This window comes from Aquimarina sp. I32.4, from assembly GCF_002924285.1.
Classification (GTDB): Bacteria; Bacteroidota; Bacteroidia; order Flavobacteriales; family Flavobacteriaceae; genus Aquimarina.
Genome location: NZ_PGUB01000082.1, coordinates 1 through 22,046, shown reverse-complemented (window position 1 = coordinate 22,046; position 22,046 = coordinate 1). Strand labels below are relative to the sequence as shown.

Below are 22,046 nucleotides of genomic sequence, written 5' to 3'. Positions count from 1 at the left end.
ACAATATTTCCATCATAAGCACGCCAAATACGCCGCCTGAAAGATTTATAAGAACTAATTACCCTAACGATTAATAAATCTCACTTAGTAAGTAAATACATTGCTCGAGTACTTGGTGATTACATTTCTTAATTGTACATTTAATTACTAAAGGCAAAAATCACAGATAACATCACTATTGATGTATTTTATTTTGAAATATGGAATAAAACAAATGGTATTAGAAGATAATTTCATTTGAAAAATTGAGATAAAATAATTTTATTTGCTTTTTTAGTTAATGGGGATATATCACATGCATTATTTAAATAGGGCTTTCTTAAAAAAACTTTATGTTATATGACTGAAGCTGCTATAGAAAAGGAAAACAAAGAAATTGCCAAGCAATACAAAGAGTTATTGCGCATTAGCTATAGAGATTTATCTAAAGAAGACAAATCCCTAATCCGCCAAGCATTTGATGTTGCCGTTGATGCACACAAAGATCAACGTCGTAAAAGTGGCGAAGCCTATATTTTTCATCCCATTGCAGTAGCAAAAATTGTAGCAAGTGAGATCGGTTTAGATGCCACCTCTATTGCCGCAGCACTGCTTCATGATGTAGTAGAAGACACAGAATACACACTAGTAGATATCGAGCAAATGTTTGGAGAAACAGTAGCTCGTATTGTAGATGGGCTTACCAAAATTTCTTCCTTAAAAAAAGATAGAGATATCTCTTTACAAGCAGAGAATTTTAGAAAAATGCTACTCACCCTTAATGATGATGTACGAGTAATTATCATTAAGATTGCAGATCGTTTACACAATATGCAAACAATGGATGCGATGCGTCCTGATAAGCAAGTAAAGATTGCATCAGAAACCCTATACATATATGCTCCATTAGCACACCGTATTGGTTTATACAATATCAAAACAGAATTAGAAGATTTAGGGTTAAAATATACAGAACCCGAAATCTATAAAGATATTCTGGAAAAAATCAAAGAAAGTAAAGAAGAGCAAGACGAATACATCAAAAAGTTTTCGGATCAGATTAGAGAAGGTCTTGACAGAGAACGTTTGAACTATGATATAAAAGGACGCCCAAAATCCATCTTTTCTATTCGTAGAAAAATGGTCAAACAAAACATTGCATTCGATGAAGTATACGACAAATTTGCAATTCGAATCATCTATAGATCCGACCTTGAAAATGAAAAATTTATTGCCTGGAAAATATATACTGTAGTAACTGATTATTACAGGCCCAACCCAATTCGTTTGCGAGATTGGATTTCTCAACCAAAATCCACAGGGTATGAAGCCCTGCATATAACCGTAATTGGGCCAGATAGCAGATGGGTAGAAGTACAAATACGTAGTGAGCGTATGCACGAAATTGCAGAAAAAGGATATGCCGCTCATTATAAATATAAGAATACAGAAGAAAATCAAGACCAAGGATTAGATGGTTGGCTAAACAGGTTACAAGAAGCACTAGAAAATTCTGAAAGCAATGCAGTTGATTTTGTAGAAGAATTCAAGCTAAACCTATACGCCAAAGAAATATTTGTCTTTACTCCCGAAGGGGATTTAAAATCATTACCAAAAGGAGCAACCGCCCTTGATTTTGGTTTTAGTGTACACACAGAAATAGGTTTAAAAACCAGAGGAGCACGTGTAAATGGTAAATTAGTACCCTTAAGTCACGAACTCAAAAGTGGAGATCAGGTAGAAATTATTACCTCTACCAAATCAAAACCATCCTCTAACTGGCTAGACTATGCCACAACAGCAAGATCCAGATCAAAAATAAAATCTGCCTTACGCGACGAAAAAAAACAAATCGCAGAAGATGGCAAAGTAATACTCAAACGAAAACTTCGCTCTCAGAAAATTGCACTAAACGAAAAAGTCGTCAACGAACTCGTGCTCTACTTTAAACTCAAAACAAGTCTTGACTTATACTACAGAGTAGGCATAGGAACTATCGATAATCAAAAGATCAAAGAATTTGCCACTACGCGAAGTAATGTTTTTATGAATTTTATCAAAAATAAAATTCGCAGAGGAAACCTCAAAGATCTCAACAAACCAGAAATCACCTCCAAATATGACCTTCTTGTTTTTGGTAAAGACTCAGAAAAACTAGAATACAAACTATCTAATTGCTGTAACCCAATACCTGGAGATGATGTTTTTGGATTCATTACAGTAAACGAAGGCATAAAGGTGCACAAAAATAATTGTCCAAACTCTTTACAACTACAAAGCAATTATGCCTATCGAATTATCAATGCCAAATGGATCGATTCTAGCCAAGAAGAATTCAGGGCAGTAATCAGACTTAATGGTATCGATAATATAGGAGTCGTCAACGAGGTAACACAAATTATCTCAAACAATATGAATCTTGCCATCTATAATATGAATTTTGACACCAATGATGGCGTTTTTACTGGTAAAATAACCGTAGGAGTAAAAAACAAAAACACATTAAAGACGGTGATAAAAAATCTTACAAAAATTAATGGTATTGATAAAGTGATAAGAGAATAATATGAGTACCTTTTCAATATAAAAAGAAGACAAATCAATAGAATCATTTTATTCATTTATCTGATTATCTATAAGAAAACGAGCCGAGGATACTTTTTTTGAGAATACATACATATTCGTTCTTAAAATCCGAGTCTCACTAACAAAAAATAATGTAACTTTGCGTTTTTAAATGTATGAGTACTAAAGCCACAACACAAAACGACCAGAATATTGTAAAAAATGTTTTTACAAGTTTTCTAGAAGAAAACGGTCATAGAAAAACACCAGAAAGATACGCTATACTTCAAGAAATCTATGAAAGCGATGAGCATTTTGATATCGAATCCTTGTATATCAAAATGAAAAACAAGAACTATAGAGTTAGCCGTGCTACTTTATATAACACCATAGAGCTTTTATTAGACTGTAAGCTAGTGAGGAAACATCAATTTGGGCAGAATCAGGCACAATATGAAAAATCATATTTTGATCGACAACATGACCACCTCATATTGACAGATACAGGAGAAGTGATGGAGTTTTGTGATCCTAGAATTCAATCCATAAAAAAAACAATAGAAGAAATTTTTGATGTAGATATCACAAACCATTCTCTATATTTCTACGGAACAAAGAAAAAAACAACTAATCAAGACAACTCATAATGGCAGTAAACTTATTACTTGGTCTCCAATGGGGAGATGAAGGTAAAGGAAAAATTGTAGACGTTCTTACAAAAGACTATGACATCATTGCACGATTTCAAGGAGGCCCCAATGCAGGTCACACCTTAGAATTTGATGGTATCAAACATGTATTACATACAATTCCTAGTGGTATTTTTCATGACAAGGCTATTAATTTGGTTGGAAACGGTGTCGTAATTGACCCTGTTATATTCAAAAAAGAGTTAGACAATCTTAGTAAATTCAACTTGGATTACAAATCCAAACTATTAATTTCAAGAAAAGCACACCTAATTCTTCCTACGCATAGAATTCTTGATGCCGCATCAGAAGCATCAAAAGGAAAAGCAAAAATTGGTTCTACCTTAAAAGGGATTGGTCCTACTTATATGGATAAGACTGGTAGAAACGGTATTAGAGTAGGTGACCTAGAATTAAGTGACTGGAAAGATCGCTATCGTGCCTTAGCAAATAAGCATGAAGCCATGATTGATTTCTATGACTCAAAAATAGAATACAATCTAAAAGAATTAGAAAATGACTTTTTTGAAGCTGTAAAAGTCTTAAAAACACTTACCTTTATTGATAGTGAAGAATACCTTTACCAAGCTCAAAAAGAAGGTAAAACAGTATTAGCAGAAGGAGCTCAAGGATCTTTATTAGATATAGACTTTGGTACATATCCATTTGTAACATCTTCTAATACCACTGCCGCTGGAGCTTGTACAGGATTAGGGATTGCACCCAACAAAATAAAAGACGTTTTCGGGATATTCAAAGCATATACTACACGAGTAGGTAGTGGCCCATTTCCAACAGAATTATTTGATCAAGACGGAGAAACAATGGCCAAAGTAGGTAACGAATTTGGAGCTACCACAGGAAGACCCAGAAGATGTGGTTGGCTTGATCTTGTTGCCCTAAAATATGCAGTGCATGTAAATGGCGTAACAAAACTTATGATGATGAAAGGAGATGTATTAAGTGGTTTCAAAACCTTAAAAGTATGTACAGCATACGAATATCAAGGTAAAAAAATCACACACCTACCCTATAATATCGAACCAGAAAATGTAACTCCTATATATACAGAGATCAGCGGATGGTCTGAAGACCTTACAGGAATGACAGATGCCGCACAACTCCCAAAAGAGTTAAATGAATATATAGCGTTTCTAGAAAAAGAATTAGAAACACCTATTACCATCGTTTCTGTAGGTCCTGATAGAAAACAAACTATACATAGATAACAAACTATACATAGATAACAAAAGACAATCATATATCTATAAAAAATACCACTCTGATAGAGTGGTATTTTTTATATTGTATCCAGAAGTGTTATCTCCTCAAGTGGATTTATGAAACATTTTTACACTTTACATTTAGAGTTTAGTAGTAAGTGTTTAGTTGCTGATTAATGCTTTATGGTTGTAACTTCATTATTCAGTATTGGGAGTTCGCTATTCAAAATTATTTTTACATTTAGAATTTTGCGATTTTACATTCCTTCTTGTATATGGTTCCCAGCCTACGCTGGGAGGACAGCAAACACTTTAGCTTTTGGTTCTAACTTCTATATTCAGTATTCAGTGTTCAACATTCACAAACTCCTTTTTCATTTTATATTTAGAATTTTGTGGTTTCACATTTTACAATGAAGTAGTGCCATCCTTATTAGGCTTTAGATCAATCACTCGTTCTAGCTTCTTTTTGGTTTTCTTTTTACCACGAGGAAACTCCTTAAACGAATTTATTTGTCTAAATATATAGATATCATCATTCCCTTTACCCCCATTACGATTACTAGCAAAGTATCCCATTTTGCTCTCCTCATTAATAATAAAAGTAAAATCATCCTTAGAACTATTAATAGGCGCTCCCAGATTATGAACCTCAACAGTACCATCGGTATTAAACATTGCCATAAAAATATCCAATCCACCTTTTCCCTCATGACCATTACTGGCAAAAAATAATTTTCCTGTATCACTCACAAACGGAAAAGTTTCTCTTCCTGGAGTATTAATTTGATCTCCCAAATTTCTGGGAGTTCCAAAATTACCATGTTCATCAATCGTTACTACATAAAGATCTGATTGCCCATAACTCCCTTTCATATCACTAGCAAAGTATAAATATTTACCATCTGGTGATAATGCAGGATGTGCAATCGAGTATTCATCACTATTAAAAGGTAGTTCCTTTATATTTCTCCATTTTCCATCTATATAATCAGCCTTATAGATTTTTAATAAAACCAATTGATCTTTACTCCTCTTAGGCTTTCTTTTTGAGTAGTTATTACGTGTAAAATAGATTGTTTTTTTATCAACACTAAACGTTGCAGAAGACTCATGAAATTTGGTATTGATATTTCCTTTTAATTTCTGAACTTTATGTGTATCATGTTTTTTCTTGGCAGTATACAAATCCAAAAACGGATCATTATTCCATCCATGCAATACCTCAGAAAAGCTATTCTTATTTCTTGAAGAAGCAAATACCAGTCCCCCTTCATGAAATGCAGGAGCATAATCAGAATATTTTGAATTAATTTTCAGGTTCTTGATCACAAAATTCTCATGTGCTGGATCTATCCCCTCCTTATTAGTAGTGGTATTAGTATACAACATTGATGACAAGCCATCAATCTTATCTGTAGACGTACTAGCCTTGAGGCTCATAACATATCTATCTCTATATACTGGGTGTACCTTATGTGAATACATTGATAGTAATACCCAATACCACTGCGCTGCAGTTTCTAAATCTCCTGTCAAATAATATGAATCCCCTAGTTTTTCATATAATTCTTTTGATTGTCCCCCTTTTTTCAATGCTTTTAGATACAATTTCTTTGCATCAGCAAAAGCATGTTTTTCAAAAGCTGTATTCGCTCTTTGCAACTGTCTTTCTTGAGAAAACAATGCTCCCCAGAAAAACAAAAAAAATAGAACCCCGTAGTTTTTTCTCAAAAACATCTATTATTTTTTTTATCGATACTATTACGACCTCATCATCGCTTTTTACAAAACCAATACTGTATCGATCTTCAATACACTTTGGCTTAATAAATTACGACCAACAATGTCTTTTATAAAATATATGACGATGCTATCCCCATAGCACAAATCGGTTGTTTTATTGTTATTTCCCAGTGCAATTTACTGATGCTTAGTCAGATCATGTGTTAAAAAATCAAAAAAATATCATTTTCATCTGCCTTTTTTCCAACAATAACCTTTCATCCTATAAAACAAACACATCATCCTTTTTTTATTGCAAGCAACAAAAAAAAACCAACAAAAAAAATGATCTATATCAACATACCTTACCATTCACAGTAGATGTAATATTTAGAATTTAGTTGATGGTTGATGGTTTTTGGTTCTATAATTCAGCATTGGGAGTTCGCTATTCGATATTTCTACAATTCGATATTCAAAATTACTTTATCTTTAGATTTGCTAAAAACAACGTTTTTAGATAAGCATACAGTAATCAAATATGAGAATATGAGAATTAAAAAAATACTAGTACTACCTCTTATTATCATCACCATTTCTTGCTCAAATGAAATAAGTCTAAATTATTTAACAGGAACTTGGGTAGAAAATGAATCAAGTGATTTATATGACTCTAGCAACATCCATGAAATTATTTTTTCAGAAGACGGAACGTATCAAAACAGGATATTAGATTTAAAAGGAAATGTAATTAATAAATTTGATGGAACATTTGAAATAGACAAAGAGAAAAAAATAATTAAAATAACAAATTCTGGTTATGTCATAAAGGACATGAGTTTGACCCAACTAACTGAATCAAATTTAACAGCTAAAATCATTGAAGGTTTTGAAAGCTCAGCAGAATTGAGTTTTCACAAAAAACCTCTTTGATGCGCTACCATCCTCCTATACGTTTACGTTCTGCCTGTTGTTCTTTGGTAGCCTCTGGGGTAGCAATATTACTAGGATATAAAGGTCTGGGGAATCCCGCTGCTTTACGGCGCTCATAATCCCGATCTCTATACGCATCAAAAGCTGTACCTGGCGGTAATGGCCTATTTTTATCCATATACCAACAGATAAATGACATATCTTTATAACAATCACCCTGACCAACACCAAAATCATCAAAAGAGTTAAGCCAACTTTGGGTAGGGCGTATTGTTTGTAAATTAAATGCCCCTGTACCATCCTCGCCCCCTGTAGTATAGGCAAACAAACAATCCTTAAAAGGAATGGTGATATTGTTTTGCCAGTAAAAACCTGTCATTGTAATCAACCCATCTCTACGGTTTAAAATCTGTTCTTTTTTTGGCTTGGTAAAATAATACACCGTAAAAAAAATAGCTAACACACAAAAGAAGATATATACATATAAACCGAAACCATCAAAAGTATCATCTGCAAATAATCCACTAATAACTAAAAACCATGATATCCCTCCTCCCCAGAATGGAAGAATATTACCTTTAATTGAATAACTTATAAAATGATCATCGGTATATCTATTTTTTTCCCATTCTAAATTATTTTTTAGACGTAATGTATTTGGAGTTTCTAAAATTTCCTTTTCTACTCTATGATAGTATTTTTTTAGTTTCTTTTCATATTTATACCTGGTATGGGTAATAGGTCTTGTAAAATCTACCATCCTCCTATACGTTTACGTTCTGCCTGTTGTTCTTTGGTTGCCTCTGGGGTAGCAATACTACTAGGATATAAAGGTCTGGGGAATCCCGCTGCTTTACGACGCTCATAATCACGATCTCTATACGCATCAAAAGCAGTACCAGGGGGTAATGGCCTATTTTTATCCATATACCAACAGATAAATGACATATCTTTATAACAATCCCCTTGCCCTACCGTAAAAATTGTTAGCGTACCAAATTTACTTTTTGAAGGGCGCATGGCTTCAAGATTATAAGCCCCTGTACCATCTTCGCCCCCGGTACTATATACAAACAAACATTCCTTAAAAGGGATGGTGATATTTTTTTGCCATAAAAACCCTGTCATCGTGATCAACCCATCTCTACGGTTTAAAATTTCTTCTTTTTTAGGTTTGGTAAAATAATACACTATATAAAAAACGGTAAGAATAGAACAAAGTATTAATAAAAAAACTTCAAAAGGTTTCAATTTTCCATTAGCAAAATATCCTATAAGTACCGAGATGGTAACAAATCCAGAAGCTCCTCCCCCCCATAAAGGAGTAATTGTACCTGCCGTAGGCATATTAAAAAAGTTATCATCGGCATACCAACTTTTCTTATCTTTTATATCCTTTATATCAATTCCTTTCCTTAAAGTACTAGGCTTCTCTGTTATCTGTTTATAAACTCTATGATAATGTTTCTTTAATTTCTCAGCATTTTTATACCCTGTATGCGTGACAGGTCTGGTAAAATCTACCATCCTCCTATACGTTTACGTTCTGCCTGTTGTTCTTTGGTAGCCTCTGGGGTAGCAATACTACTAGGATATAAAGGTCTGGGGAATCCCGCTGCTTTACGACGCTCATAATCCCGATCTCTATACGCATCAAAAGCAGTACCCAGAGGTAATGGCCTATTTTTATCCATATACCAACAGATAAACGACATATCTTCATAACAATCTCCTCCTAAAGCAAAATCATCAAAAGAATTAAGTCTACTTTGGGTAGGGCGTATTATTTGTAATTTAAATGCACTGGTTCCATCCTCGCCCCCTGTACTATAAGCAAACAAACATTCCTTAAAAGGCATCGTAATATTGTTTTGCCAGTAAAAACCAGTCATAGTAATCAACCCATCTTTACGGTTTAAAATTCTTTCTTTTTTAGGCTTAGTAAAATAATAAATTGTAAAAAAAACTAAAAGAACACAAAAAAAGATATAAACATATAAATGAAAACCATCAAAAGTATCATCAGAAAACAAACCACTAACAATCATAAACAAAGATAGCCCTCCCCCCCAGAATGGTAAGATTGTACCTTTTGTATGAAACATAATATAATCATCTGTAATATACATATACTTCTCTTCTTCCTCTTTACTTAATTTATTAAAACCATTAGCTTTTTGTATGATTCTCTTTTCTACCCGATGGTAATATTTTTTTAGTTTCTTTTCATATTTATACCTGGTATGGGTAATAGGTCTTGTAAAATCTACCATCCTCCTATACGTTTACGTTCTGCCTGTTGTTCTTTGGTAGCCTCTGGGGTAGCAATATTACTAGGATATAAAGGTCTGGGGAATCCCGCTGCTTTACGACGCTCATAATCCCAATCTCTATACGCATCAAAAGCAGTACCTGGCGGTAATGGCCTATTTTTATCCATATACCAACAGATAAATGACATATCTTTATAACAATATCCCTGCCCTACACTAAAATCTTCTAATGTGCCAAATTTACTTTTTGAAGGACGCATAACTTGTAAACTATAAGCTCCTGTACCATCTTCCCCCCCAGTACTATATACAAACAAACATTCTTTAAAAGGGATGGTAATATTTTTTTGCCATAAAACTCCAGGTATAGTAATCAACCCATCTCTACGATTTAAAATTTCTTCTTTTTTAGGCTTGGTAAAATAATAAATCGTAAAAAAAATAGCTAAAAGACTGCTTAATACAAATAGAAAAATTTCAAAAGGTTTTAAAGTACCATCTTTAACATAACCTATGATAAAAATCGAAGCTACTAAATAAAATGCTCCTCCAAATACAAATGGTGTAGCATTACCTGTATTAGGTATACTCATAAAGTGATTATCTGCATACCAACTTTTTTTATCCTCTATATTTTTTATATCAATTCCTTTTCTCAAATCATAAGGAAGTTCAGTAATCTGTTTATAAACCCTATGATAATGTTTCTTTAATTTCTCAGCATTTTTATACCCTGTATGCGTGACAGGTCTGGTAAAATCTACCATCCTCCTATACGTTTACGTTCTGCCTGTTGTTCTTTGGTAGCTTCTGGGGTAGCAATACTACTAGGATATAAAGGTCTGGGGAATCCCGCTGCTTTACGACGCTCATAATCTCGATCTCTATACGCATCAAAAGCAGTACCTGGCGGTAATGGCCTATTTTTATCCATATACCAAGTAACTAGAGATATTGCCTGATAACAATCTCCTTGCCCCATATTAAACAAAGCAAATGTACCAAAACGGCTTTTAGTAGGTCTAATAACTTCTAGCATAAAAGCCCCTGTACCATCTTCGCCTCCTGTACTATAAGCAAACAAACAATCCTTAAAAGGGATGGTGATATTTTTTTGCCATAAAACTCCAGGTACAGTAATCAACCCATCTCTACGATTTAAAATCTTTTCTTTTTTAGGTTTGGTAAAATAATAAATCGTAAAAAAAATAGCTAAAACACAAAAGAAGATATATACATATAAACCGAAACCATCAAAAGTATCATCCGCAAATAATCCACTAATAACCAAAAACCATGATATACCTCCCCCAATAAATGGGACAACAGTACCCGCTGTAGGCATATTTATAAAATGATCATCGGCATCCCAATTTTTTTTATCTGTATTATCAACATCAATTCCTTTTCTTAATGAACTAAAACTCTTGTTTACAATTTGTTTGTCAACTCTATGATAATATTTCTTTAGTTTCTCAGCATTTTTATACCCTGTATGGGTGACAGGTCTGGTAAAATCTAGTTCCATGTTTTGCTATCTTGTAAGGTGTGTAATGGTGCTAATTTAACATCTTTATTTTGTATAAAACGGGTAAACAAAATCCCTTTTCGTTTTACTCGGATCAAGGCACCCAACCAACGTTCTTCCCCCTTAAGTGAATACGGAAAATACATATAGGCAGAGGCATCTAGTGCCAAACGAGTAGTAAACAATATTTCTGATCTGGTCGTAATTAATGCCATTGAATCTGTATCTATAGTAAACCTAATCTGTACTGCCTCCTTCCCCCAGGTATTGGTTACTGTTTGTACATCACGTTCTGGGGTAAGCTCATGGGGGTTTCCTTCGCCAATCCCTTTGGGGTATAAAAATATTCGATATCCTACCTGATCAGGATCATTAAAGAGTTGTAAATAGGTCATGGTCACCTTAAAATAGCACACCGTTTCCTCACTTACAGTAAATTGATCCATCCCATAATAAATAGTCTCATGCTCAATACGATCTGGGGCTATAGGGGCAAACTCCATTTTTTTGCATACAATAGCATCCATCAAAGCTACTTCTGCTTCTATAGGATTCATAAGCGTATCTCTATAATCATCATCGGTCAACGTATATTGATTATCCAGCACACGCTGTATATATACCATAGGAGATTCTCCTGCTTGTTTAGGAAACTTTTTTGTATCACTGAGCAAAAAGTTGCTAAAAAACTCTTCCAGTTCACTATCTGTCAACAAAGAAGCGATGACCAATAAGCCCACTCCTACCCCTGCGGCAATCCACCCTACAGGCCCTGCCAAAGCCCAGCTAGAGAAATAAGACAGTGACATTGCTGTAGAAACCCCAAAAGCAGTACCCGCAAAGGCTAGAGCCACCCCAGCATCTACATCTCCTTTATCCATCGCCTCTACACTCTCCCATAAACACATTCCTGCTGTAAATGTACCTCCAATAACACCTAAAATTCTAGCATGATAAGCTATCCCTTCCACCACTGTTGTAGTAGCTCCTTGAGAAATTTTATATCCTTTTTGTAAGTTCTTAAGAGCTTCTCCCATTTTAACACCTGCACCTACAAAATTAATTTTTGATTTCCAACTTCCTTTCTGAAATAAATTATATCCTGCTGTACTAAAATTAATCAACTCTAACCCTGCAAACACCCCATTAAAGGCGCGTCCATTGATCATTTTTGCAATTTTTACATTAGGTTTATTGGCTTCTATCTCTGCACTGGTAACCATTTTGCGCACTCGTGCCTTTATCTTATTTTGTTGATCCCCACGATGTACGCTTTCTACAATTTCTATATTTTCTATATTTTCTTCACCCACCAGAGCGCGTAGTATTTCTAGTTCTCGCTTGGTGTTTTTAAAACCTGGTTTACGCCGTAACAAATTGCCTTTTTTTGTTCCAGAGTAATTAAATTTTCCTTTTAGGCGGGTATGTTGTGATTTTTGTACATAATCGGTATCTATTTCTACCCCCATTTCGTGCAGTTTCATACGCATTTCCCCATCTTGTACCTCAAACATTTTTTCGCCATACAGAGTAAGGTTTTCATTTATTTTTGCTACCACAAAGTTTTGTTTGTCGGGAATCTCCTTAAACATAGTGCGCCCTACCTTTTTTACGACAAAGGCTTGTCTGGCATGGTGTTTTAATTTCTTTTTATATACTTTGGCAGCCTTATGACTTATACTACGTGATTTATCTATTACCTCAGTTATATTTAATAATGGCGTAAGCAATGCATATAGCGGGTCTAGGGTTGTATAACCAGATGCTGTACTGGTTACAGGGGTATTGGTAAATTGGTCTTGAAACTTACAATTCATTAACTCATACCCCCAATCTATCCATTTATCAGTGGTTTTATACTCTTTTTTAACAAGCATAAATCTATCAAAATCATAGGTATTAGTCATCAACCCCTCTAGTATATCCAGTAATAACCCTCGCCCATCTAGAGTGCGCTCTGCTATATTATGCAGGTAGTCTTCGAGCATATTTTTGAGTCCTTTACTTTTTATATACACTCCCATATCTTCTTTATACTCTCCTACTTCTGCCCTCAATGCAGTACGCTCTTTGACCCCCAGTATGCCTTCTATTTTTTGATAATCAAGCCCATAGCCTATAGCACTGGTTACTGGTAGAGTGTGGGTGGTGTGTTTGCCATAAAAGGTTTGGTTTTTGGGGCGGGGGTCTAGCCCATGGCGATCAAAGAGATGAGCTCCCGGTGATCCGCCATCGTATGTTTTGATAGACTCAGGGTCATTATATACCAATTGATGGCAAGTAATTGCCAATGATACCAAGGCTTGGTATTCTTTATCGGGTTTTGGCCCCTCAAAACATCCTTCGCTCATTCGGGTATAGGCATCTGCTACCGTTTCACCTGTTTGTATAGCATCTATCAGCGCTTTAAACTCCAATATTTTTTTAGACAACCCCTCATTGATATCTATGGCACAGCCTATAGGGTCTTCTAGAGTGATAAACATATCGGTCATCACCTCAGGCTCTTGGTGATTAGGATTGGTATCGCGGTTTTCTGCTCTTTGCTCTTCTTGCTGTTGTATGGCATTGATCTTTCTTTGCAAATGGTTACAACGTTTTTTGTTGTCTGATGAGAAATAGGCAGTAATACAGCTATAGGGGTCGTAATCGTCTGTACCTTCTACTGCTCCCAGCTCAAAACCATTTGCCGTGATTTGGGTCATACGATCCTTGCGTTTTTGCAGATCTGCTACCAGAGAGTCATAGTACGCTTGGGTCCATTGCACGGTAGAATAAGCCGCCCAAACCACTGCCCCATAAGTTGCCTCATAATACCCATTGGTATTGGTATGGCCATCTGGTGTACGCACATCAGGAAATCCTTCTGGCCCAGATTGCCAGGAGATCGATTTAAAATTGCCATCGCCATCTACCGCAAACTCTATAGGCGTATCGGGCATGCTCTCATCTATAATATATACATACCCAGGATTTATACCAGTTCTTACCGTACTGTAATGTTTCAGTTTGGGGCTGGTTATAATCACTTCTTGCAAAAGGATATTGCCGTTTTCATCTTTTTGGGTGGCAGTCGCCTCGGTCTGCATACTAGCTTGCAGGTGGCTCTGTCGGGGCTCATTGAGTAATTTGCCATCCCGCAGAAAATGTAATTTTATAGCAGGAGCCTCTTTGCCCTCTATAGTCAGCATTTGGTTACTATAATCAAAGGTTCTTCCCTCGGCCTCTATTTCCAAAATCAATCGTCTTGTTCTGCTCATACCCTATGCCTGTTGTGTTTCTTTGTTCCAGTCTTCTCCCGTTTCTAGTAATTGTAGTGTGGCAGTACCATCTGCCTGTACCGTTCCTGAGTATACCAATTTGTTTTGCACCCCATCGATTTCTTTTCCATCTTTTTCAGACACATTTACCTTGATAGTTTTACCAGGAGCTATATTCTCGGTCAATACATAAATGGCCGCTTTCTGGCCATAGTGTAACGTATCTATCTTGTTGGTGGCATGCTCATCCATCCAATAACACTCTACTACTTTTGGGGCTTTGTCATTACCCAGCATCGCCCCGGGCATAATCATTGCAATTTGCTTAAACTCTTCTATCGTACTGCCCATTGTATTGATCTGCATAGGCTGTAAAATGGTAACTTTGCCCCCCGTAACACAACTACACTCAGAGTCTTGATACAAGAATTTTTTACCTCCCATAGATGCCTTTTGCGAAGTCTTGGTCCACGGTTGTAGCCCTGGTATACATGGCAAATACCCGCCATTGGTGGGTTTAAGCTTGCATTGCCCAAAGGTTTGTGGTACTTGCACATCTCTATCGGTTGCCTTAAACTTGCCTTGTATTTTTACTTTTTGATTTTCGGTAACCAATAATTTTGCGGGAGTAACCCCCTGGTCGCATGTTACCAATGCCCCATCTAGTACATAGATTTTACTACTCATCGTTGGCTAATTAATTGTTGCTAAAATTACACAAAATTTTGAAACAAAAAAACTAAAGTCTTCCTACACACTATTTTACAAAAAAAAGTATCTTTACCACTTCCTACCCATACAAGCGTTTTTTATAGAACCTTACCCATTTCTTATATAAAACGCTATACAGTATATCATATATCCTTTTTCTGGGCATACGCAAGCATTGATAAAAGATGCTCGGCACTCTATAAGGAATACTCAGGCATCGTGAAGCAATGCTCGAGCATCGTGAAGCAATACTCGGGCAACGTGAAGCAATGCTCAGGCATCATGAAGCAATGCTTGGGCATCATGAAGCAATGCTTGAGCATCGTGAAGCAATGCTTGGACATCGTGAAGCAATGCTTGGACATCGTGAAGCAACGCTTGAGCATCGTGAAGCAATGCTTGGGCATCGTGAAGCAACGCTTGGGCAACATGAAGCAATGCTTGGGGCAATCATAAGATGTATATACTGTAGTATCGTTGATTTTTGAATATTATCTAAAACCATAAAACAATACGTTTATGACAAGGTACACCGCATCAGAAGCAGCAATTTTAGAACAATACAGGGTAGCTCTACAAAATGTAAAAGACCATCCTGAGATCGCAGAAGAAATGGCAGAACTAAACTATGATGATGCCAAAATAGAAGAAGGCAAACTACTCTTGGATCAAACCAGAACGGCCTATGACTATAACAAACAAGAGGATGATGAAACGCTGGAAGCCTCTGCTGTTTTTAAAAAAGAAAAAGAAACCCTAGAATTACAATACAGAAAACACCGCAAAAAGGCCAAAGTGGTATTTCGCAAAGACCTCGAAACCTTAAAAAAACTACACCTTACAGGTAGCAAACCCAAAGCCTACAACAATTGGATCGAGACGATTCGTAAGTTTTATAGCACCACAGATCAGGAAACCCTTACTCAACTGGCAAGTTTAAGAATCACAACAGAAGATATCACTGCAGGAATAGAGCAGATAGCAAAAGTAGAAACCGCCCGCACCGCTTATTTATTAGAAATCGGAGAATCACAAGACGCAACCAAACAAAAAGATGCCGCTTTTACCAAGATGGAAGATTGGATGCAAGAATTTTATGCCATTGCCAATATTGCTCTAGAAGACAAACCCCAACTGATAGAAGCATTGGGCAGAAAAAGAAAAAGCTAATTACAAAACGGTATCAATATAAAATGATACCATAATCCTGAATACCGAATACCGAACACTTAATACCAAATAAGTGACGCTATTCGGTATTCTTATACATATAAAAAGGAGTTTGAATATCAACCAAAGAACATCGAATACTCAATACTAAATATAGAAGTCAGAACCAAAAACTAAAGTACCTGCTGTCCTCCCAGCGTAGGCAAAAAACCATATACAAGAAGGAATGTAAAACCGCAAAATTCTATATGTAAAAATAATTTTGAATAGCGAACACCCAATACTGAACACTGTAATGTTGAAGTTTTTCAATACTCAATACTAAATATAGAAGTTAGAACCAAAAACTAAAGTACCTGCTGTCCTCCCAGCGTAGGCAAAAAACCATATACAGGAAGGAATGTAAAACCGCAAAATTCTAAATGTAAAAGTAATTTTGAATAGCGAACAAGGAGTGTCGAATATCGAATACCCAATACTGAATACTGAATGTTGAAGTTTCTCACTACTCAATACTAAATACTCATTACTACATAAACCAACCATCGCGCAACAATTTCAAAATACAGCAGTTTTTCTAGTAAGTGATTTGCAGTGATACCATATACATGGTAAGTTTTATTATAGCAAACTCAAAATGTAACTGGTATTAAACAATCATTAGGTACAATTTTCGTTAATTTGCATACAAATTTGAAACCCTTTGAAAAATAATTTCTTCTATATACTAGTATTCGTTTTAGGCACTCTAGCCACTTATGGGCAAGAAGCAAAACAAATCAAAGTACAATCTGATCGTACGATCAAGGATCAAAATCGATTTCCTGGAGCCACCATTCTTGCCAAAGTAGACAAGCAAGTATATATGATGCATGAGGGAATAGAAATCTGGTGTGATCAAGCCATTCACTATGGCGAAGATAAGTTTGTAAAAGCCCTGGGAAATGTAAAAATGAAACAGGGAGACACCATTACTATGACCAGTAAATATGCAGAGTATAATGGTAACACACAATTTGCCTATGCCCGTGATGATGTATTTATGGAAACCCCCTCTAATACCCTGCGCACAGACACCTTATTTTTTGACCGAGTGAGGCAACAAGCATATTACCGTAGTGGTGGAACAGTCAAAGATTCATCGAATACGCTGACCAGTAAAATCGGACGCTATTTTATGGATAGAAAACAATACTCCTTTAATACTCAGGTAAAAATTGTAAACCCCGAGAATACCGTAGATTCTGATCGACTGGATTATTATTCAGAAAACGGGCACACCTATCTATATGGTCCCTCTACCGTAAAAGGAAAAGAAAGCACCCTCTACTGTGAGCGTGGATTTTATGATACCAAATCCAAAACAGGATATGCTATAAAAAATGCCAGAATCGATTATGATAAACGTACCGTTTTTGGCGACAGTATCTTCTATAATAGCGCCAATCAATTTGCCTCTGCAACCAATAATATAAGAGTACTAGACACTGCAAATAACTCAGTGATTACAGGGCATTATGCAGAGGTTTTTAAAGAAAGAGACTCTGTATTTATTACCAAAAGAGCGCTGGCGGCTACATTGCAAGAAAAAGATTCTATCTATATTCATAGTGACACCCTTATGGTAACTGGTAAACCCGAACATAGGATTATGAATGGTTTTTATGATGTAAGAATCTACAAAAGTAATATGAGTGGTAAAAGTGATTCTATCAATGTAGATCAGGTTACAGGATATACCAAGATGGTCGGCTCCCCTATTATTTGGGCACAGAGAAACCAAATGACTGGCGATACCATAAAAATTATATCAGATACCAAAACAGATAAACTAGACTCTCTTGTTGTCTATCAAAATGCATTTCTGGCACAAGAAGACACCCTAAAAGCAGGCTACAATCAGGTAAAAGGCCAATCGCTCTTTGGACTATTCAAGGATAACGAGATTTATCAAGTAGACATTGATAAAAACACAGAAACCATCTTTTATCAAAGAGAAAGTGAGGGAGACCTAAAACTTATCGGAATCAACAAAGTACTTTCTAGCTCTATACGACTGCTACTCAATGATCGCGAGATAGAAGATGTATATTATTATCAAAACGTAGATGGAGTTCTATATAGAGAGATCGATCTGCCAGAAAATGCTCGTGAATTATCAGGTTTTCATTGGCGAGGAGAAGAGCGTATAAATAGCAAAGCAGACTTATTTAGAGGTGAAACACTGCCAAAACTAACCAAAATCAAAGGAATACCACTCCCAAAAGACGAAGCCGATTTCTTTGATGAAGAAACCGTAAAACGATTAGAAGAAAACAAAACGGAAGGCTCCAGACTACTAGAACAAGAACTCAAAGATGCAGAACTCAAAGAAACCAATGAGCAACTAGACTCTATACCCATACAAAAACTAAACAAAGAAGAACTTTCTACCGATACAAAGAAAACACCAAAAAAGACAGCTCAAGTAGATCATGATCTTATGCGTACAGCAAAACAACGAGACAGCGTAACAGTGACCACATTGCAATACCCAGAAGAAAAAGTAAAAGACAGCATCAAGATAAAATAATACGATCACAGATAAGCTTCTATAGGATAGTATCAAATTATATAACTAACAAACAGGCTATATACCACGTTGAAACAAGATTTTTTTACATATCAGGCACAGACCACTCCGCACCCATTGGCACTAGAAATTTCGCACGCTACGGGAAGCTATATCTATACCACAGATAACAAAAAATACTTAGACTTTATTGCTGGAGTATCTGCCTGTAGCCTGGGGCACAGACACCCCAGAGTACTACGTGCTATAAAAGATCAGTTAGACAAATACCTGCACGTTATGGTATATGGTGAATACGCACAACAAGCCCCTGTAGCACTCACCAAGTTATTAGCAGCGCACCTGCCCGATCCTTTAGAAAAAACATACCTTACTAACTCAGGCACCGAAGCCATAGAAGGATCCATTAAACTGGCCAGAAAAGTCACAGGACGTAGCCAGATTATTGCTGCAAAACTAGCCTATCACGGTAATACCATGGGATCTATGAGTGTAATGGGCTATGAAGAGCGCAAACATGCATTCAGACCACTACTACCTGGTATTGGTTTTATACGCTTTAATCAAGAAGAAGACCTGCAACAGATAACATCCAAAACTGCTGCTGTTATCCTAGAAACCATACAGGGAGGGGCTGGCTTTATAGCTCCCAAAAAAGGATACTTAAAAAAAGTAAAGCAACAATGCCAAAAAGTAGGAGCATTACTAATTCTAGATGAGATACAACCAGGTTTTGGCAGAACTGGCAAATTGTTTGGTTTTGAAAATTATGATGTGGTACCCGATATCGTAGCAATGGGCAAAGGAATGGGAGGCGGCCTCCCTATAGGCGCATTTACAGCATCTACTGCCATGATGGATCAACTGCAAGATCATCCAAAACTAGGACATATTACCACCTTTGGCGGTAATCCCGTTATTGCTTCTGCCGCTTTGGCAACATTACAGGAAATCACAGAAAGTGACGTAATGACAGCCACCTTGCAAAAAGAAAAACTTTTTAGATCATTATTAGTACACCCCCTAATAAAAGAAATACGAGGATTAGGACTCATGCTTGCCATTATCACTCCTAGCCCAGAAATAACCAATCAGCTTATTTTAAAATGCCAAGACTACGGGTTACTCTTATTCTGGTTGCTGTTTGAACCCACAGCTATACGCATCACACCACCACTTACCATATCTGAAGAAGAAATAAAAGAAGGTTGTAATATCATTCTTAAAGCCCTAAATGAGATTCAATTATCAGAAAATGCACCCCAATAAATTGATCTTTAATTAAAAAAATGTATCTTTAATACACTTCTTTTCACATATCAATTATAGATATTCGGCTTTCTTCAAAAGAAAAACTATATCATTATAAACCATGATGGTACGTATTTTGTTAATTAGTTTGTTAAAAACAATATAGATATACAAGTATCACGATACGATATCATTTGTAATTTTAATACTGAGGAAATCAATAATGCGAAAATAAATTAAGTATTGTAATAACTGAATGCGATTCTTGCCTAAGACAATAAAGAAGTGCTTTTATTGTTTTATGTATGATTTATCCAGCATCTATAATCAACGTGTATGAAATTTAACCACGAAGAAGAAAATAATTTCTCTATAACTCGATATGAGTCTATGCTGAGATCTAATGATGTTAAGTTTTTTGATTCTGATGAGTTTGAGTCCATTATTCATCATTATCTGGAAAACGGAAAAATTGCTAAAGCTAAAAAAGCAATTTCTCTGGGGCTTTCTCAGCACCCTTCATCTGTCAATCTAAAACTTCTACAGGTTGAAGTACTAGTTTTTGAAAACCGCCTAGATAAAGCTGATAACCTCTTGGCACAACTACATGCTATTGAACCTGAAAACGAAGAAATATATATTCAAAAAGCAAATATTCTTTCTAAACAAAATAATCATATCAAAGCTATCGAATTACTGATGATGGCACTAGAATACACCAATGATGAGGCAGATGTATATTCTCTTATAGGCATGGAATACCTTTTTATGGATGATTTTGAAAACGCCAAAATCAATTTCATGAAATGCCTTGAGACCGATGATCAAGATTATTCTGCATTATACAATATTATATACTGCTTTGATTTTCTAGAACAACATGAAGAAGCTATAGAGTATCTAAATATATTTTTAGACAAAAATCCGTACTGTGAAGTTGCATGGCATCAGGCAGGGAAACAATATTTTGATATCAAAGATTATAAAAAAGCACTTACTGCATTTGATTTTGCTATTATAAGTGATGAATATTTTATAGGTGCTTATCTAGAAAAAGGAAAAGTACTAGAAAAACTAAAACGCTATGCCGAAGCCATAGAAAACTATAAAATAACACTGGAGTTAGACGATCCTACTTCTTTTGCTTTACTTAGAATAGGAAAATCTTATGAAAAATTAGGCAGTGATGACTTAGCAATCCAGTATTATTCTAAAACAGTACATGAAGACCCCCTATTAGACAAAGGATGGATCGCCATTACTGATTTCTATATGCGTAAACGCAATTACCAAAAAGCACTCTATTATATCAATAAAGCCATAAACATTGATAGTGAGAATGTATTATATTGGAAACGGTATGCAAAAATCAATAACAGACTTGCTTTTTTTGAAGAAGCAGAAAGAGGCTACAGAAAATCTATTGAATTAGGTAATTATGAGCTAGAAACCTGGCTAAACAGATCTGATATTCTTAGATTTCTAGGAGAATCAAGTGCCGCAATACAATGTCTATATCAAGCGATTGAGTTTTACCCGAGTAATGCAGAAGTACATTTTAGGCTTGCTGGTTTACATTTTGAAGGATTAGACTATGATAAAGGAGAAGAACATCTGAGAAAAGCACTAAAAATCGATTATGAATACCATATTGTTCTAGAAGAACTCTTTGAGCAGGTTTTTAATCGTACACTAATAAAAAATATTATTTCAGAATATAAATAATATGCTTATGGGTGTACGACAAATTTCCCATTATGCTGCATTTTGGCATAATTGTTTGATCCTGTGTTCTTGTTTGCTTTTATATACTACTCTTAGTTGCGCCATTTGTTGAAAACCTTCCATAGTCCATCGCTGCCCAGATAACTTCAATCGCTGTTGCAGCACATCTTTGTGAGCAGATTCTATGGCTCCCGATCCTATTATCAACCCTTTTTCAATATATTTATGATACTGCATTCTGTCTTTATTTTTACGATAATAGTTGATCAATGTGTTTCTTTTTCCAGTTGTTTTGCGCTGTTCTGGTAATTTTTCAAGTGTTACAATAATGGGGTCAATCCCCTTGGTGAGCATCATTTCTGAGAATGTATCAATCCACTTATATCTTTGTTTTTCATCTTTATAGTAAAGTTTAGCAAATTCGCATAGATGTTCTTTACAA

17 protein-coding genes and 1 pseudogene are annotated in these 22,046 nt (G+C 35.7%); 9 read left to right on the top strand and 9 right to left on the bottom strand.

Annotated features, from left to right (window positions below; genetic code table 11):
• Positions 1–339 precede the first annotated feature (339 nt).
• From CVD18_RS16445 to CVD18_RS16435, 3 genes are all read left to right on the top strand, one after another.
• Positions 340–2,544, top strand: a complete 2,205-nt coding sequence (locus CVD18_RS16445) for a bifunctional (p)ppGpp synthetase/guanosine-3',5'-bis(diphosphate) 3'-pyrophosphohydrolase (protein WP_103866521.1) — start codon at positions 340–342, stop codon at positions 2,542–2,544.
• Between the two features lie 176 nt (positions 2,545–2,720).
• Positions 2,721–3,191: a Fur family transcriptional regulator gene (locus CVD18_RS16440; RefSeq protein WP_103866520.1), complete on the top strand. Its 471-nt coding sequence runs from the start codon at positions 2,721–2,723 to the stop codon at positions 3,189–3,191.
• Positions 3,191–4,462 (top strand): adenylosuccinate synthase, encoded by a 1,272-nt coding sequence (locus CVD18_RS16435; protein WP_103866519.1) that lies wholly within the window; start codon positions 3,191–3,193, stop codon positions 4,460–4,462. The genes CVD18_RS16440 and CVD18_RS16435 overlap by 1 nt, the downstream gene beginning before the upstream one ends.
• 402 nt (positions 4,463–4,864) lie before the next feature.
• Here the strand turns inward: CVD18_RS16435 and CVD18_RS16430 are convergent, their stop codons facing one another.
• The gene (locus tag CVD18_RS16430; protein ID WP_103866518.1) at positions 4,865–6,196 is read right to left on the bottom strand and encodes a PD40 domain-containing protein; all 1,332 of its coding nucleotides are present in this window, start codon (positions 6,194–6,196) and stop codon (positions 4,865–4,867) included.
• A 534-nt stretch (positions 6,197–6,730) separates the two neighbouring features.
• On the opposite strand from CVD18_RS16430, the gene CVD18_RS16425 reads away from it, so the two are divergent.
• Positions 6,731–7,114 (top strand): hypothetical protein, encoded by a 384-nt coding sequence (locus CVD18_RS16425; RefSeq protein WP_146052821.1) that lies wholly within the window; start codon positions 6,731–6,733, stop codon positions 7,112–7,114.
• 4 nt (positions 7,115–7,118) lie between these two features.
• On the opposite strand, the gene CVD18_RS16420 is transcribed toward CVD18_RS16425, so the two are convergent.
• The 7 genes from CVD18_RS16420 to CVD18_RS16390 are packed head-to-tail and all read right to left on the bottom strand — an operon-like array spanning position 7,119 to position 14,862.
• Positions 7,119–7,874: a hypothetical protein gene (locus CVD18_RS16420; RefSeq protein WP_103866516.1), complete on the bottom strand. Its 756-nt coding sequence runs from the start codon at positions 7,872–7,874 to the stop codon at positions 7,119–7,121.
• Positions 7,868–8,641 carry a hypothetical protein gene (locus CVD18_RS16415; RefSeq protein WP_103866515.1) on the bottom strand — a complete coding sequence of 258 codons (774 nt, stop codon included), beginning with the start codon at positions 8,639–8,641 and terminating at the stop codon, positions 7,868–7,870. Before CVD18_RS16415 ends, CVD18_RS16420 begins: the two co-directional genes overlap by 7 nt.
• The gene (locus tag CVD18_RS16410) at positions 8,635–9,387 is read right to left on the bottom strand and encodes a hypothetical protein (protein WP_103866514.1); all 753 of its coding nucleotides are present in this window, start codon (positions 9,385–9,387) and stop codon (positions 8,635–8,637) included. Before CVD18_RS16410 ends, CVD18_RS16415 begins: the two co-directional genes overlap by 7 nt.
• The gene (locus tag CVD18_RS16405) at positions 9,381–10,154 is read right to left on the bottom strand and encodes a hypothetical protein (RefSeq protein WP_103866513.1); all 774 of its coding nucleotides are present in this window, start codon (positions 10,152–10,154) and stop codon (positions 9,381–9,383) included. Before CVD18_RS16405 ends, CVD18_RS16410 begins: the two co-directional genes overlap by 7 nt.
• Positions 10,148–10,915 carry a hypothetical protein gene (locus CVD18_RS16400; protein WP_103866512.1) on the bottom strand — a complete coding sequence of 256 codons (768 nt, stop codon included), beginning with the start codon at positions 10,913–10,915 and terminating at the stop codon, positions 10,148–10,150. The genes CVD18_RS16405 and CVD18_RS16400 overlap by 7 nt, the downstream gene beginning before the upstream one ends.
• Complete coding sequence (locus CVD18_RS16395; RefSeq protein ID WP_146052820.1) at positions 10,906–14,175, bottom strand: toxin VasX; 3,270 nt, start codon at positions 14,173–14,175, stop codon at positions 10,906–10,908. The genes CVD18_RS16400 and CVD18_RS16395 overlap by 10 nt, the downstream gene beginning before the upstream one ends.
• A gap of 3 nt (positions 14,176–14,178) precedes the next feature.
• On the bottom strand, positions 14,179–14,862 hold the full coding sequence (locus CVD18_RS16390) for a DUF4280 domain-containing protein (RefSeq protein WP_103866510.1): 684 nt from the start codon (positions 14,860–14,862) through the stop codon (positions 14,179–14,181).
• Positions 14,863–15,155: 293 nt separating this feature from the next.
• On the opposite strand from CVD18_RS16390, the gene CVD18_RS16385 reads away from it, so the two are divergent.
• The 5 genes from CVD18_RS16385 (at position 15,156) to CVD18_RS16365 (ending at position 21,604) form a co-directional block, all read left to right on the top strand.
• Positions 15,156–15,374 (top strand): hypothetical protein, encoded by a 219-nt coding sequence (locus tag CVD18_RS16385; protein WP_146052819.1) that lies wholly within the window; start codon positions 15,156–15,158, stop codon positions 15,372–15,374.
• A 31-nt stretch (positions 15,375–15,405) separates the two neighbouring features.
• Positions 15,406–16,056 (top strand): hypothetical protein, encoded by a 651-nt coding sequence (locus tag CVD18_RS16380; protein WP_103866508.1) that lies wholly within the window; start codon positions 15,406–15,408, stop codon positions 16,054–16,056.
• 703 nt (positions 16,057–16,759) lie between these two features.
• The gene (locus CVD18_RS16375) at positions 16,760–18,628 is read left to right on the top strand and encodes an OstA-like protein (protein ID WP_103866507.1); all 1,869 of its coding nucleotides are present in this window, start codon (positions 16,760–16,762) and stop codon (positions 18,626–18,628) included.
• Positions 18,629–18,697: 69 nt separating this feature from the next.
• Positions 18,698–19,897 carry an aspartate aminotransferase family protein gene (locus tag CVD18_RS16370; RefSeq protein WP_103866506.1) on the top strand — a complete coding sequence of 400 codons (1,200 nt, stop codon included), beginning with the start codon at positions 18,698–18,700 and terminating at the stop codon, positions 19,895–19,897.
• A gap of 318 nt (positions 19,898–20,215) precedes the next feature.
• On the top strand, positions 20,216–21,604 hold the full coding sequence (locus tag CVD18_RS16365; RefSeq protein WP_103866505.1) for a tetratricopeptide repeat protein: 1,389 nt from the start codon (positions 20,216–20,218) through the stop codon (positions 21,602–21,604).
• A 30-nt stretch (positions 21,605–21,634) separates the two neighbouring features.
• Here the strand turns inward: CVD18_RS16365 and CVD18_RS22660 are convergent.
• Positions 21,635–22,046, bottom strand: a pseudogene (locus CVD18_RS22660) (hypothetical protein); the annotation flags it as partial.